Consider the following 14,500-nt stretch of genomic DNA (forward strand, 5'->3'; position numbering starts at 1 on the left):
TTAACGAATATCTTTTATGGGAGCGACAGTTACTACTGCAAACAACGACGAAAAAACTTGGGGAGGCGGTCACAATGAGCCTTTAGGAGCAAGTTATGGTAAAATGATGATGTGGTTTTTTATCGTATCAGATGCCTTAACATTCTCTGGATTTCTAGGAGCTTATGGTTTTTCTAGATTCAAATTTATTGAAACTTGGCCTTTGGCTGATGAAGTGTTCACTCACTTCCCATTTATGCATGGTGTTGCGGCTCCAATGTATTATGTAGCATTAATGACTTTTATTTTGATCTTTTCTTCTGTAACAATGGTATTAGCTGTTGATGCAGGACACCAATTGAAAAAGACAAAAGTTGCTGTTTACATGTTCTTAACTATTATTGGAGGTTTAATTTTCGTTGGTTCTCAAGCTTGGGAATGGAAAAACTTCATTAAAGGAGAATATGGTGCAGTTGAAACTGCTGGAGGTAGTTTGCTTCAGTTTGTGGATAAAGATGGTAAAAGAGTAGCTTTAGCTGATTTTGCTGTTAAATTGCCAGAACAAAGAGAAGCTTTAACAAGAAGCCACTCAACTTGGTTTATGGAAGACGCTCAGTCTCTTCCAACTTACACAGTTGCTGAAGTTCAGGCTGGATTTAAAGCACACCCTGAAGTTTTAATCAGAACAGAAAAACTTACAGATAAAAAGAAAAAGACAATCTTGTCAAGAGAAGAATCTGAAAAACATTTAGCAACAGCTAAGTATGTAGTAGAAGGTGCTAACTTGATCAGAAACGAGTACGGTAATAAATTATTTGCTGATTTCTTCTTCTTTATTACAGGTTTCCACGGATTCCACGTATTCTCTGGAGTTATTATCAATATCATTATTTTCTTTAATGTATTATTAGGTACTTACGAGAAGAGAAGAAGCTACGAAATGGTAGAAAAAGTTGGTTTATACTGGCACTTCGTAGATTTAGTTTGGGTATTTGTATTTACAGTTTTCTACCTAGTTTAATTTTTAGCATTTAATTATTATGTCACACGAGCACGTATCAAATACAAAAAGAATCTGGTTTGTTTTCGCATTACTTTCAGTAGTAACTACAGTTGAAGTTATTTTGGGTATCTACAAACCTGCATCATTAGAATTTACTCACTTTATTGGTTTGAATTTGTTAAACTGGATTTTCTATATCCTTACAATTTTCAAAGCATACTATATTGTATGGGCATTTATGCACATGGAAGGTGAAAAAAGCAGCCTTAGATGGTCTGTAGTTTCTCCTGTTATCTTCCTAGTTTTATATTTATTGTTTATTCTATTGACAGAAGGACATTATATTTATGGGGTTTTTAAAGATTCTACTATTAAATGGAATTTTTAACATGATATTAATTCGAAAAGAAGCTCCGATTTACGGAGCTTTTTTTATTTTTGTACCTCAATAATTCTCCGTTAATACAATGAAAAAAAATATAGTTCTCTTTGTACTTTTTGTATTGCCAATTGTAGCGTATTTGTTTTTCGCTTCAGGTGTAAATAGTTTTACAACACTTCCTGTAATAACACCAAAAGTGGCCGACTTTGGAAATTGGAATTCATTAAACGGAAAAAAAATCTCCCTTGATAAAAAGATTACCGTGCTAGGTTTTGCTGGTACAAATATTTTAGAAAATAGAGGTAATTATTTTAATCTAAATGAAAAGATCTACAAACGTTATAACGGTTTTGAAGATCTTCAGTTTGTAGTGTTGTGTCCGATAGGAACTGAAAAAGAAGCTCAAAAAATTGTTGATGCTTTATCTCCTTTCACAGATGTTAAGAATTGGAATTTTGTTTTTGCTTCAAAAGAAGAGATCCAGAAATTTTATGACGGACTGCATTTAAAAGAAAAACTGAATGAAAACCTTGGAACTTCTAATGTGTATATTGTCGATAAAGAACGCAATCTGAGAGGAAGAAAAGATCAGAAAGAATACAAAGAAGGTTATGATACTTTTCATCCGTCTGAGTTGAGTAATGAAATGCTTGATGACTTCAAGATTATTCTTTACGAGTATCGCGCAGCTTTAAAGAAGAATCATAACGCTACAAAGCAACTTTAAAAAATCATTTATAATGTTTAAAAACAAATCATATATCGGAATCTCTTTTGTGATTCTAATTTTCGGGATTTATGCCATTCCTAAAATTGTCGATCGAGTTAAAAACGGTGACGTTGTAAAAGGAAACCGTTTGGATAATGTTGGGGTTAAAACTTCAAAAGATGCGAAGCTTTTGACAATTGGTCCGGCTCCAAAATTCGAATTGACCAATCAAGACAATGTGAAAATTTCGAATGAAACGTATAAAGGAAAAGTATATGTTTTGGAATTCTTCTTTACAACTTGTCCTTCTATCTGTCCAAAGATGAACATGAGCATGCTGGAGATTGAAAAGACTTTTTTTGGGAATCCTAATTTTGGAATTGTTTCTATTACAATCGATCCGAAACACGATACTCCACAAGTTTTAAAAGATCATGCTAAACTGTTAGGTGTTAAATCTTCAAACTGGAATTTCTTAACTGGAGACAGAAACGTAATTATGGATTTGTCTAATAAAGGATTTAATCTTTATGCAGGAGAAAATGATAAAGTAAGCGGCGGATTTGAGCATTCTGGTTTGTTTGCTTTAATTGACAAAGACGGAAACATTCGATGCAGAAAAGATGAATTCGGAAATCCGAGTATATACTACGACGGTTTAGATAAAAAAGGAGTAAGAGATATTCAGCAAGACATTAAAATTTTATTAGAAGAATAAAAATGGAAGATAATACTTTAGAGAAAAAATATAACAAGTTCATTATTGCGGTTTCAATTGTAATTCCAGTTGTCGTGGCAATTTTATTTGGTGTTAAATTAAAAGATTTTGGTTTTAATGTAGAACCTTTATCATTTTTACCTCCAATTTATGCAACTACAAATGGTATTACTGCTGTTGTGCTAATTTTGGCTGTTATGGCAATTAAGAAAGGAAATCAAAAATTACACGAAAGATTAATGACTTTTGCTATTGCATTGTCGGTTGCATTTTTGGTTATGTATGTAGCGTATCATATGACTTCAGATTCTACAAAATACGGAGGAGAAGGAGTATTGCGTTATGTGTATTTCTTTATTCTTGTAACGCATATTTTATTGTCAATTGCTATTATTCCACTTGTTTTGATTACTTATGTAAGAGCGCTTGCAAAACGTTTTGACAGACATAGAAAAATAGCTAAAATCACTTTCCCGCTTTGGTTATATGTAGCAGTAACGGGAGTGGTGGTTTACTTAATGATTTCTCCATATTATGTACACTAAAAAAAATAATATTCAAATCGTGAAATTCAAATTTCAAGCTCTGTTTTTTGGAATTTGTTTTTTCTTTATTGGAGTTTCTGCTAATGCGCAATGTGCAATGTGCCGTGCGGCTTTAGGAGGAGATTCTAATACCAAAAAGGCTGAAGCTGTAAATGATGGAATTGTTTACTTAATGGTAATTCCGTATTTACTTGTATTAATAATTGGATATTTGATTTATCGAATGTATTCTAAAAAGAAAAAAGCAGTGTAATTACACTGCTTTTTTTTTGTTTTTATTTAAGTCCGTTAACCGAAACATTAACCGTTCCGTTTATTTTGATGAAGGCTATAATGGCTTGATTGGTTAGCTGTATTTTATCAAACTGAATGTCTTCCATTTTTCCGTTAACAAATACTCCAGGCATCGGCGAATAGTTCTTTAAGTAACCTGCCATACTTTTTTTGCCTTCTTCCAAATTCGGTTGAATGGAATAACGGCAGCTTTCTTCCATTTTTCTAAGAATATAACCTTGCGCGAGCCAGTTTGCTGTACGCATCAATTTGCTTTTGGTGTCTAAGACGTAATCTAGCTTTTCGAAATAAATCTCTTTTGTTTGTGCGTTGTATGAAGGAAATCCATTTAAATAAAGTGTTCCGTTTATAGATCCTAAAACGTCTAAAGCAATGACCATTTTTCCGTCTTTATGCCAAATTGAAACATTTTTTACGGTTACTTTTTTGCTTCCGGAGCCAAACTCCTGACCTGCAAAATTCTTGGTCATAATCTTTGATGCATCTACATAACTCGAAATGGCAGCAATATTAGCAGAAATCTGATTTGGGATTTTAGCAACAGGTTTTAGCGCAATTTTGCTAGAATTATATTTTGATTCTGGCTGTTTTCCAACGATGGTTTCCATATTGCATTTCATTCCCATATCAAGCAAGAAAGAATCGTTTTTCAGTTTTGCATTGGTAGAGTAAATTTCGATCGGAACAATTCGCAACCAGCTTTCATAGGTATCACTCATTTGAAAAGGAGTAGAGATTTTTTCAACAGCCTGAAGAACGTTTGGTTTGAAATCCATTGATTTTTCAATTGCTCCATCAATTTCCTTTTCCAGCTGGTTTTTAAAAATAGAAATAGCCGGATTTATTAAATAAGTAATCGGCATGTTTTTGCCAAATACGGTCATTGTTGGGCTTTCGTTCCAATTTAGAGACTTGAACTCTGTTTTTGTTGTTAGTTTCCAATTGGTAAGAGTGGTTTCGCTAGATAAAGTTATCACTCCGTTTAGATTAAATTCTCTAACGTCGTAGAGCTCTATCCCCATTTTTTTTGTTCCGATTCGATATTTGATATTCGCTTTAAGCGGTAAAATCGTTCTAATTCTTTTATTCGGATTTGATGGATCATTTTGAATTTTGATCGGTGCCTGTTTCCAGATTTTCATTTCAATATCATCATCTTGGATGTTATTATCCTCATAAATCAATCCGTTAAGGAGCGTGTTTGTCTGATTTTCGATATCACTTAATTTAATCGTAATAGGAAGATTGATAAAAGACGGGCTGCTATCATAAACTAGCGGGCTGGCATCATCGGGTTCAGGTTTTAATGTTTCTAATTTTGAAGTTGAAGAACAGCTTGTTAGTACGGCAAGCACCGAAAACATTGTAATAATAGAAGTAAGCTTCATTTTAGTATGAATTTTTAGACAAGGTAAAATTACAAAAACAATCATATTTTCTGAAAAAAGTGTAACAATAACTAAAAAAGGTAGTCTAATAGAAAATAGGTAACATAATTATTAACTTTTTATTATCATAAATTACTTAATAAATACGTTATTATTGTCTAAAAAAATTAACAATACCATGATTGAAATTAAAGATTTACACAAATCCTATAAAATGGGAAGTTCGCAATTACATGTATTAAAAGGGATTAATTTTAATATAGAGGAAGGGGAATTGGTTGCAATCATGGGATCGTCTGGTTCGGGTAAATCAACACTTCTTAACATTTTAGGAATTTTGGATGAAGCCGATTCAGGAAGTTATATTTTAGACAAAACACCAATTAAGAAATTAAACGAAACAATTGCTTCAAAATATCGTAACAAATTTTTAGGTTTTGTTTTTCAGTCTTTTAACTTAATAAATTACAAAACAGCATTAGACAATGTAGCGATGCCTTTGTATTATCAAGGCGTTAAAAGGAAGGAACGTTACGAGATAGCGATGAAGTATTTGGAGAAAGTAGGTTTGGGTTCTCATGTTAACCACTTGCCAAATGAACTTTCTGGAGGTCAAAAACAGCGTGTTGCTATTGCAAGAGCATTAGCTTCGAATCCGAAAGTATTACTTGCCGATGAGCCAACAGGAGCTCTTGACACCAAAACATCTTATGAAGTTATGGAGCTTATTCAAGGGATTAATGACGAGGGAAAAACAATTTTGATCGTGACACACGAACCCGATATTGCAGCAATGTGCAAAAGAAATGTAGTCCTAAAAGATGGATTAATTATCGATGATAAAAAAGTAGAACAAGTTAGAGCTTCGTCTTATGTTTAATATTGAACGTTGGCAGGAAATATTTGAAGCCATTTCTAAAAACCGTTTAAGAACATTCTTAACGGGAGTCTCTGTGGCTTCGGGAATCTTTATTTTGGTCATCTTGCTTGGTGCAGGAAAAGGTCTTCAGAACGGAATTGAAAAACAATTCGAACGCGATGCGGCTGGAATTATAGAGGTTTGGTCTGGAACTACTACTAAAGAATATAAGGGATTAAATCCAGGGAGACAAATTCAATTTCGCAATAGCGATTATAATCAATCGGTACAGAAATTCGAAGATAAATTAGATTTGAGAGCTTCAACAAATAATTATTGGGGGCAGTCTTTTGCTTATGGCAAAGAATCTGGTAATTATCAATTTAGAGGAGTAAATCCAGATTATGGCGGAATCGAAAATTTAACCATAGTTCAAGGCCGTTATGTAAACGCGAAGGATTTAGAAAGTAATGCAAAAGTGGCGGTTATCGGAATGAAATTGAAAACCGATTTGCTTAAAGATAAAGAGGCAATAGGAGAAGAAATTCTAATTAACAACATTAACTTTAAAGTAGTCGGAGTCTTTACAGATCCAGGAGGAGAAAGAGAAGAGACTCGTGCTTATTTGCCTTTAACTACAGTTCAGAAAACATTTGGAGGTGGCGATAAAATTAGCAACTTGTTTTTTACCCTAAAAAAGACAAGCGATTATGATGAAGCATTGGCTCAATCAGAAAAATTTACCCAAGATTTAAAAAACTTATTAAAAAGTAAAAACGTAGTAGCTCCCGAAGATGATGGTGGGGTAGGAGTTTATAATTCAGTTAAAGACGCTAAACAGTTTTACGATTTAAATTTATATATCAGACTCTTTTTCTGGTGGGTTGGTATATGTACCATTATAGCAGGAGTTGTTGGAGTAAGTAATATCATGCTTATTATTGTAAAAGAACGTACAAAAGAAATCGGGATTAGAAAAGCACTGGGAGCTTCGCCTTTTTCTATTATTACGATGATTCTTCATGAATCAATTTTCATTACGACCATTGCAGGTTTTGTGGGGTTATTGGCTAGTCTTGCTTTATTGGAGTTCGTTGGTCCGATGGTTCAGAGTGAGTATTTCAGAAATCCTGAAGTAGATTTTAGTGTAGCTTTAACTACTTTGGTATTACTTGTTTTTGCCGGAGCAATGGCAGGATTTTTCCCAGCCTACAGAGCAGCCAAAATTAAACCTATTGTAGCACTTAGAGACGAATAATTATGTTTAAAAAAGATAATTGGGACGAGATTTTACAGGCCTTAACCGCCAATCCTTTCAGGACTATCCTGACAGCTTTTGGTGTTTTTTGGGGTATTTTTATCTTGGTAATTTTACTTGCTGCAGGTAATGGTTTGGAAAATGGTATTAAAAAAGGTTTTGATGGAATTGCGACCAATACCATGTTTATGTGGAGCCAGACTACTTCTAAGGCGTATAAAGGTTTACCAAAAACAAGACGTTATGACTTTAGAAATAGTGATGTAACCGCTTTAAAAGCGGCATTGCCAGATTTGTTATATGTTTCTCCGAGAAATCAATTAGGTGATTTTAACGGAACAAATAACGTGGTAAGAGGCACAAAAACTTCTGCATTTACAATTTATGGAGATTACCCAGAGCTGATTAAACAACAGCCGATGGATATTATTAAAGGAAGATTTGTAAATCAGCAGGATATTGAGCAGAGAAGAAAAGTTTGTGTAATTGGTAAAGGAGTTATCAGTGAGCTTTATGGTAAAGAAGAGGAAGCGGTTGGAACTTATATAAAAATTAATAGCATTAATTTTATGGTTGTTGGAGTTTATAAATCGAAACAGCAGGGAGGAAATGCAGAACAGGAACAGAAGAATATTTTTATTCCTTTTACAACTTTTCAGCAAGCCTTTAATTATGGAGATAAAGTAGGATGGATGGCGCTTACCGCAAAAGATGAAACTTCTATAACCGATTTAAAACCTAAAATTTTAGAGATTATAAAAGCATTGCATTCTATAAATCCGACAGATGAAAGAGCGGTTGGAAATTTTGATTTGTATGAGCAGTTTAATAAAGTACAAAGCTTATTTAATATCCTAAAAGTAATTGCCTATTTCGTAGGAACATTAGTTTTGATTTCGGGTGTAATCGGAATTTCGAATATCATGCTGATTGTGGTAAAAGAACGTACAAAAGAAATCGGAATTAGAAGAGCTTTGGGCGCAACTCCTGGAGCAATTAGAGGGCAGATATTATCGGAGTCTATATTTTTAACCATTATTTCAGGTATGCTCGGAATTGCTGTTGCAACAGGAATTATAGCACTTTTAAATATGGTACTAGATTCGATGCCTCCTGATCAAAATACTATGTTTGCCAATCCAACTGTAGATTTAGGAGTTGTATTTGTAGCATTAATTATATTGGTCGGATCTGGTTTGCTTGCTGGATTTATACCGGCACAGACCGCCATCAATGTGAAACCCGTAGATGCATTAAGGACAGAATAAATTATCAATCAAAATAAATCGATTAAACCAAGAACAAATGAAAAAAGGAGTAACCGTAACCATTTTAATATTTATTGCAGTTGTTTTTTTTGGCGCGCTTTACTATTTGTATGCTAAAAACCAAGAATCACCGATTGTATTTAAAACGGAAAAAGCAGAAATAAAAACTATCGTAAAAAATACTATTGCGACAGGAAATATTCAGCCTGATGAAGAAGTTTTAATCAAACCAAATATTTCAGGTATTATAGAAGAAGTGTACATCAAAGCTGGTGAAAAAATCAAAGCTGGTGATATGATTGCTAAGATTAGAGTTGTAGCAAACGTTTCGAATGTAAGTAGCTCTCAGAATCAGGTACAGACTGCTAAAATAGCATTAGATAATCAGGAAAAAATCTATAAAAGACAGAAAACATTATTTGAGAAAGATGTAATTTCTGCAAATGATTATGATGCTGCACAGCTGGCTTACAATCAGGCAAAACAAAATTATCTGGCTGCAAAACAAGGTTTGGATATTGTTAAAACAGGAACAACTTCATCTTTAGGAAATTATGCTAATACATTAATTCGTTCGACAGTTAACGGAATGGTATTAGACGTTCCAGTAAAAGTAGGTAACCAAGTTATCGAAAGTAATAACTTTAACGAAGGAACTACAATTGCTAGTGTTGCCGATGTTGGAAGAATGATTTTTATTGGAAAAATTGATGAATCTGAAGTTGGAAAAATTAAAGAAAAAATGCCAATCGAGATTACAATTGGTGCTATCGAAAATAAAAAATTTGATGCAGTTTTAAACTATATTGCTCCAAAAGGAGTTACAGAAAATGGCGCAATCCAATTTGAAATAAAAGCACAAATGATCAACAGAGATGATACTTTTATTAGAGCTGGTTTAAGTGCCAATGCTTCTATTATTTTGGAGAAAGCAGAGAAAGTTTTAGCAATAAAAGAATCTTTGGTTCAATTTGACAAAAAAACACAAAAGCCTTATGTAGAAGTCGAAAATGCTCCACAGAAATTTCAAAGAAGAGATTTGGTTCTGGGGGTAAGCGACGGAATCTATGTTCAAGTTAAAAGCGGTATAAGTGATACAGATAAAATTAAAATCTGGAATCAGGGCTTGATTAACGAAGGAGACAAAGAAAAAAAATAAGCTAATTTGAAAGGTTAAGGATCTTTTTGGTTTTAAAAATGTTAAATTTGCGTAGTTCGGTTTACTGCGCCTTCATTAAAAGTATATGAAAATAAATAAATATAATAGTCTGATTTTTGCAGTGTTATTCGGATTCGGATTAACTGGGCAGGCGCAATCAAAACAATGGACTTTGGAAGAGTGTGTGAGATATGCACTCGAAAATAATATCACGGTAAAACTATCTGAATTAGATGTAAAAAATGCTGAGATCGATAAAAGAGGAGCTTTAGGAAATTATCTTCCATCTGTAAATGGAACCGCTTCTCACTCTTGGAATATCGGTTTGAACCAGGATGTTACAACAGGTATTTTACGTAACCAAACTACACAATATTCTTCAGTTGGGATAAACGCGGGAGTTGACATCTACAAAGGTCTGCAGAATCAAAACACGATGAGAAAGGCAAAATTAAGTATTATTGCCTCACATTATCAGCTGTTAAAAATGCAGGAAGATATTTCGTTGAATGTCGCTAGTGCCTTTTTGCAGATTTTATCTAATAAAGAAGATTTAAAGGTTAAAAAAGAGCAATTGTTAATCGACGAAAAACGATATGCTCGTTCTGAAGAAATGGTAAATGCAGGAACTATTCCGCGTGGAGATTTGTTCGATTTGAAAGCTACTGTTGCAACAGACAAACAAAACATTGCGGTTTCTGAAAATAATTTATTGATTTCTAAATTGAGTTTGGCTCAGCTTTTACAATTAAAAGAGTTTGCAGATTTTGATGTAGTTGATGATACTAATGTAGCGGATGAAAATAATATCCTAGCTCAGAGTCCAATTGAAATTTATAACAAAGCGAAAGAAACTAGAACAGAGTTAAAATTAGCACAAACCAATTTGGAGATTGCTGAAAAAAATGTTTCTATAGCCAAAGGAGCTTATCAGCCAACACTTTCTGGTTTCTATGGATTTAATACCAGAGCAAGTTATAGCGATCAAGTTAGGTTGGATGCAAGCGGTAATCCATATACAGTAGGGCCAGACCCTATATTCCAGCAGTTTAGCGATAATAAAGGGCATAATTTTGGTTTGCAGTTAAATGTTCCTATTTTCAATGGTTTCTCAGTTAAGAATAATGTAGAGCGTAATAAAGTAAGTTTAGAAAAATCTAAAATAGATTTAGAGCAAAAAAGTTTAGATTTGCAACGTAACGTGTACACCGCTTTTACAGATGCAAGAGGAGCTTTAAATACATACGAATCTTCTACTGTAACTTTAGAGGCAAGACAGCAGGCTTACAATTATGCAAAAGAAAAATATGATGTTGGTTTAATGAATTCATTTGATTTCACTCAAGCCCAAACATTATTGACTAATGCGCAGTCTGATGTTATCAGAACAAAATACGATTACATGTTTAAAATTAAAATATTAGAGTTTTATTTCGGAATTCCAATTGTTCCAATTATTACAAAATAATTCATTATGTCAAAAAAAACTGTTTATTTCTTATTAGGTGGTGCAATAGTTATTATTGCAGCTTTGGTCGGTCTTTCTAAGGCTGGAGTAATAGGAAATAAGGACGAAGGAAAAGAAGTAGAAATTGCAAAAGTAACCGCTTCAACAATTGTTGAAACTGTTTCTGCAACAGGTAAAATTCAGCCTGAAATTGAAATTAAAATTGCTTCGATGGTTTCGGGCGAGATTATTTCATTAAACGTAAAAGAAGGGCAAGTGGTTAAAAAAGGAGATTTATTAGTAAAAATAAATCCCGATTTATATACCTCAGGATTAGAAAGATCTGTCGCAAATTTAGCTGGAACAAAAGCAAGTCTAACTCAGTCTGACGCAAGTTTTAAAGAAGCAAAAGCAAATTATGAGCGTAATAAAATATTGTATGATAAAGGTGTAATTTCGAAATCAGATTGGGATAAAGCCATTTCTTCTTTTGAAGTGGCCAAAGCAACAAAACAAAGCGCTTATTACAATGTTCAAAGTGCTTCGGCATCTGTTACCGAAGCCAAAGACAATTTAGGCCGCACCACAATTTATTCTCCTGCAGATGGAACCATTTCGGTACTAAATGTAGAATTGGGAGAAAGAGTTTTAGGAACACAGCAAATGGCCGGAACGGAGCTTTTACGCGTGGCAAACCTAAACAATATGGAGGTTGAAGTAGATGTGAATGAAAATGATATCGTAAAGATTAAAATTGGAGACGAAGCAAATGTTGAAGTTGATGCTTATTTAAAAAAGAAATTTAAGGGCGTTGTAACCAGTATTTCTAATTCTGCAAGCACAACATTAACTTCAGATCAGGTAACGAATTTTAAAGTTAAAGTTCGTATTCTGAAAGATTCTTATCAAGATCTGTTAGAAGGAAAACCAAGTACATATTCTCCTTTTAGACCAGGAATGACTGCTACTGTAGATATTATTACAACAACGAAAAACAATGTTTTGGCAGTGCCAATTAGTTCTGTTGTCGTAAAGTCGGATACTACTGCTGTAAAAGATTTTAAGGTTGAAGATCCTAATGAAGATAAAAAAGCAGCTCCAAAAAGCGATAAAAAATTCGAATGTGTTTTTGTGAAAGTTGGAGATAAGGCCAAGATTAGAGTTATTAAAACTGGAATTCAGGATGATACTAATATTGAAGTAATGTCTGGTCTTAAACCTGGGGATGTCGTAATTACAGGGCCTTACACAACAGTTTCTAAAGATCTTAATTCTGGAGACAAGGTTAAACTTAAGAAAGCTGAGGCTCCAAAAAAATAACAATATAAGCATACTGTCATCCTGAGCGAATTCGAAGTTGCAACTTCGCTCAGCCTGACATCAATAATTAATTTTTAAAACTACATATTTTGTCTTTTATTCTCAATATCGAAACGGCTACTAAAAATTGTTCTGTATCTATTGCAAAAGATGGTCAAACAATTGTTTGCAATGAATTGGCAGATGAAGGCTATTCGCATGCCGAAAAACTTCATGTTTTTATTGAAGAGGTAATAGCAAAAGCAGGAATTTCGGCGCAGGATTTAAATGCTGTTGCGGTTAGTCAAGGTCCAGGATCTTACACAGGTTTAAGAATTGGGGTTTCAGCAGCAAAAGGGTTGTGTTATGCTTTAAATATTCCGTTAATTGCAGTCGACACTTTACAGGCTCTAGCTTCTCAGGCTGGAGTTACAGACGGAAAAATTATACCCATGTTAGATGCTCGCCGTATGGAAGTTTACAGCGCTATTTTTAATTCAGATTTGACAGTCGAAAGGGCGATTCAAGCTGAAATTATTGACGAAAATTCATTTCAAGAATATACAGAGAAAGTTTATTTTGTTGGCGATTGTGCTGATAAATGTAAACCTGTTTTGACTAAAGATAATTTTGTGTTTTTAGAAGACATAAAATATCCTTCAGCGAAAGCAATGAGTAAAATCAGTTTTGATAAGTATCAAAAAAGCGACACTGTAGATGTCGCTTATTTTGAACCTTATTATTTAAAAGATTTTATGATTGCTCCTCCAAAGAAACAGTAATATTTATTTTTGTATAGTGTAGGGTTGAACCGATATTCCGGCTTCGTCTAATGCTATTTTACAGTTTTCTAAAGTTTCAGAAAAAACAGCTCCATAATTGGCATTTTTAGCCCAAGGGCGAACTGCAAAATCCACCGAACTTGCAGATAAATTTTTTACAAAAACTTCTGGAGCAGGATTTTTAAGAACCTTTGGGTTTTTAAGCAAGACATCTAAGAGAACTTCTTTTGCCTTTTTAATATCAGAGTCGTAGGAAACTGAAAATGTCAAGTCGGCTTTTCTTTCTCCTTTCATGGAATAATTAATAATATTTCCGTTAGACAAAGCACCATTGGGAACAAAAACAGTCTGATTGTTTCCAGTAATCATTTTTGTTACAAAAATTTGAATTTCTTCAACCGTAGCAACAATGCCTTGTGCTTCTATCGTATCTCCAACTTTAAATGGTTTAAAAACAATAATAAGCATTCCGCCAGCAAAATTAGAAAGTGATCCTTGTAATGATAAGCCAACCGCAAGTCCCATTGCTCCTAAGATGGCAACAAATGAAGAAGTTTCAATTCCTAATTTAGAAATAAAGGTTACAAATAATAAAATTCTTAAAGCCCATAATAAAATGTCAGCTAAGAATTTTGTTAATGTTGGATCGAGATTTCGCTGAATCATTATTTTTCTAATAATTCGATTAATCAATCTGATGGCGTATAAACCAACAAATAAGATTAAAAATGCAGAAATCAGTTTTGGTGAATAATCGACTAAAATATCAATAAATCGAGCAACGTATTTACTGACTTGTTCTGGGCTAATGTTCATGATTTTGAAATAAAAAAACCTTCTCAAAAGAGAAGGTATATTAGTAGTGCAAATATAAAAATATTTACATTATCAGAAAAGTGTGTTTATGCCTTGTCGGCTGCTTCATCGGCGATTTCTTCTACTTCTGCAGCCGATTTTTCGCTTACATCAACAACGGTTTCAGAAATAGTTTCTGGCGTATCGCTAACAGCTGCAGAAGCTGTTTTTTCTTTAACAGAATCAACTACATCATTTACCACTTTAGCGGCTTTGTCGGCATATTCGCTTACAGTATCTTTTGCTTTTTCAGCATACTCTGCTGCGTTGTCAATAATAGGTTCCGAAACTTCTTTTACTTTTTCAATTGCTTCTTCTGCAAAAGCTTCCGCTTTTTCGATGTATGGCGCAGCAGCTTCTTTTGCTTGCTCAAAAGTACTTTCGGCATTATTTGCCAATTCAGTTACAGACTCTTTGGTTGAGCCAAATAGATTTTTAAAAAATGAAGATAATCCCATGGTTGTTAATTAATTGGTTAAGATTACAATATTAATTAATTTTATAGAATTACTCGTGTTTTTAATGGTAAATAATTGGTAACTAGTGGTTAATAAT

Annotated in this window: 16 protein-coding genes; 13 read left to right on the top strand and 3 right to left on the bottom strand. The window is 33.6% G+C overall.

Annotated features, from left to right (window positions below; translation table 11 throughout):
- The first annotated feature begins 16 nt into the window (after positions 1-16).
- The 6 genes from SOM12_RS05745 (at position 17) to SOM12_RS05770 (ending at position 3,589) form a co-directional block, all read left to right on the top strand.
- Positions 17-1,000 carry a cytochrome c oxidase subunit 3 gene (locus tag SOM12_RS05745; RefSeq protein WP_095927908.1) on the top strand — a complete coding sequence of 328 codons (984 nt, stop codon included), beginning with the start codon at positions 17-19 and terminating at the stop codon, positions 998-1,000.
- 19 nt (positions 1,001-1,019) lie between these two features.
- Positions 1,020-1,370, top strand: a complete 351-nt coding sequence (locus tag SOM12_RS05750; protein ID WP_095927907.1) for a cytochrome C oxidase subunit IV family protein — start codon at positions 1,020-1,022, stop codon at positions 1,368-1,370.
- 79 nt (positions 1,371-1,449) lie between these two features.
- Positions 1,450-2,091, top strand: a complete 642-nt coding sequence (locus tag SOM12_RS05755) for a hypothetical protein (protein WP_320492727.1) — start codon at positions 1,450-1,452, stop codon at positions 2,089-2,091.
- Positions 2,092-2,104: 13 nt separating this feature from the next.
- Positions 2,105-2,791, top strand: coding sequence for an SCO family protein (locus SOM12_RS05760; protein WP_095927905.1), 687 nt, complete (start codon positions 2,105-2,107; stop codon positions 2,789-2,791).
- Between the two features lie 2 nt (positions 2,792-2,793).
- On the top strand, positions 2,794-3,336 hold the full coding sequence (locus tag SOM12_RS05765) for a DUF420 domain-containing protein (RefSeq protein ID WP_095927904.1): 543 nt from the start codon (positions 2,794-2,796) through the stop codon (positions 3,334-3,336).
- On the top strand, positions 3,326-3,589 hold the full coding sequence (locus SOM12_RS05770) for a hypothetical protein (protein WP_320492728.1): 264 nt from the start codon (positions 3,326-3,328) through the stop codon (positions 3,587-3,589). The genes SOM12_RS05765 and SOM12_RS05770 overlap by 11 nt, the downstream gene beginning before the upstream one ends.
- A 22-nt stretch (positions 3,590-3,611) precedes the next feature.
- Here the strand turns inward: SOM12_RS05770 and SOM12_RS05775 are convergent, their stop codons facing one another.
- Positions 3,612-5,018, bottom strand: a complete 1,407-nt coding sequence (locus SOM12_RS05775; RefSeq protein WP_320492729.1) for a DUF4403 family protein — start codon at positions 5,016-5,018, stop codon at positions 3,612-3,614.
- A 178-nt stretch (positions 5,019-5,196) separates the two neighbouring features.
- Here SOM12_RS05775 and SOM12_RS05780 point away from each other — a divergent pair, with 178 nt between their 5' ends.
- The 7 genes from SOM12_RS05780 (at position 5,197) to tsaB (ending at position 13,090) form a co-directional block, all read left to right on the top strand.
- Complete coding sequence (locus SOM12_RS05780; protein WP_320492730.1) at positions 5,197-5,898, top strand: ABC transporter ATP-binding protein; 702 nt, start codon at positions 5,197-5,199, stop codon at positions 5,896-5,898.
- A complete protein-coding gene (locus SOM12_RS05785; RefSeq protein ID WP_095927902.1) occupies positions 5,891-7,135 on the top strand; it encodes an ABC transporter permease in 1,245 nt (414 codons plus the stop codon). Before SOM12_RS05780 ends, SOM12_RS05785 begins: the two co-directional genes overlap by 8 nt.
- A gap of 2 nt (positions 7,136-7,137) precedes the next feature.
- Positions 7,138-8,403, top strand: coding sequence for an ABC transporter permease (locus SOM12_RS05790; protein WP_095927901.1), 1,266 nt, complete (start codon positions 7,138-7,140; stop codon positions 8,401-8,403).
- Between the two features lie 37 nt (positions 8,404-8,440).
- Positions 8,441-9,562, top strand: coding sequence for an efflux RND transporter periplasmic adaptor subunit (locus SOM12_RS05795; protein ID WP_095927900.1), 1,122 nt, complete (start codon positions 8,441-8,443; stop codon positions 9,560-9,562).
- Between the two features lie 85 nt (positions 9,563-9,647).
- Positions 9,648-11,030 (top strand): TolC family protein, encoded by a 1,383-nt coding sequence (locus SOM12_RS05800; RefSeq protein ID WP_320492731.1) that lies wholly within the window; start codon positions 9,648-9,650, stop codon positions 11,028-11,030.
- 6 nt (positions 11,031-11,036) lie between these two features.
- Positions 11,037-12,329 (top strand): efflux RND transporter periplasmic adaptor subunit, encoded by a 1,293-nt coding sequence (locus SOM12_RS05805; RefSeq protein WP_095927898.1) that lies wholly within the window; start codon positions 11,037-11,039, stop codon positions 12,327-12,329.
- Between the two features lie 89 nt (positions 12,330-12,418).
- Entirely contained in the window at positions 12,419-13,090 is a 672-nt protein-coding gene (tsaB, locus tag SOM12_RS05810; protein ID WP_320492732.1) for a tRNA (adenosine(37)-N6)-threonylcarbamoyltransferase complex dimerization subunit type 1 TsaB, read from the top strand.
- Between the two features lie 3 nt (positions 13,091-13,093).
- Here the strand turns inward: tsaB and SOM12_RS05815 are convergent, their stop codons facing one another.
- Positions 13,094-13,906 carry a mechanosensitive ion channel family protein gene (locus SOM12_RS05815; protein WP_095927896.1) on the bottom strand — a complete coding sequence of 271 codons (813 nt, stop codon included), beginning with the start codon at positions 13,904-13,906 and terminating at the stop codon, positions 13,094-13,096.
- Between the two features lie 86 nt (positions 13,907-13,992).
- A complete protein-coding gene (locus SOM12_RS05820) occupies positions 13,993-14,403 on the bottom strand; it encodes a hypothetical protein (RefSeq protein WP_095927895.1) in 411 nt (136 codons plus the stop codon).
- Between the last annotated feature and the right edge of the window lie 97 nt (positions 14,404-14,500).

The organism is Flavobacterium sp. CFBP9031, from assembly GCF_034044945.1.
Taxonomy (GTDB): domain Bacteria; phylum Bacteroidota; class Bacteroidia; order Flavobacteriales; family Flavobacteriaceae; genus Flavobacterium.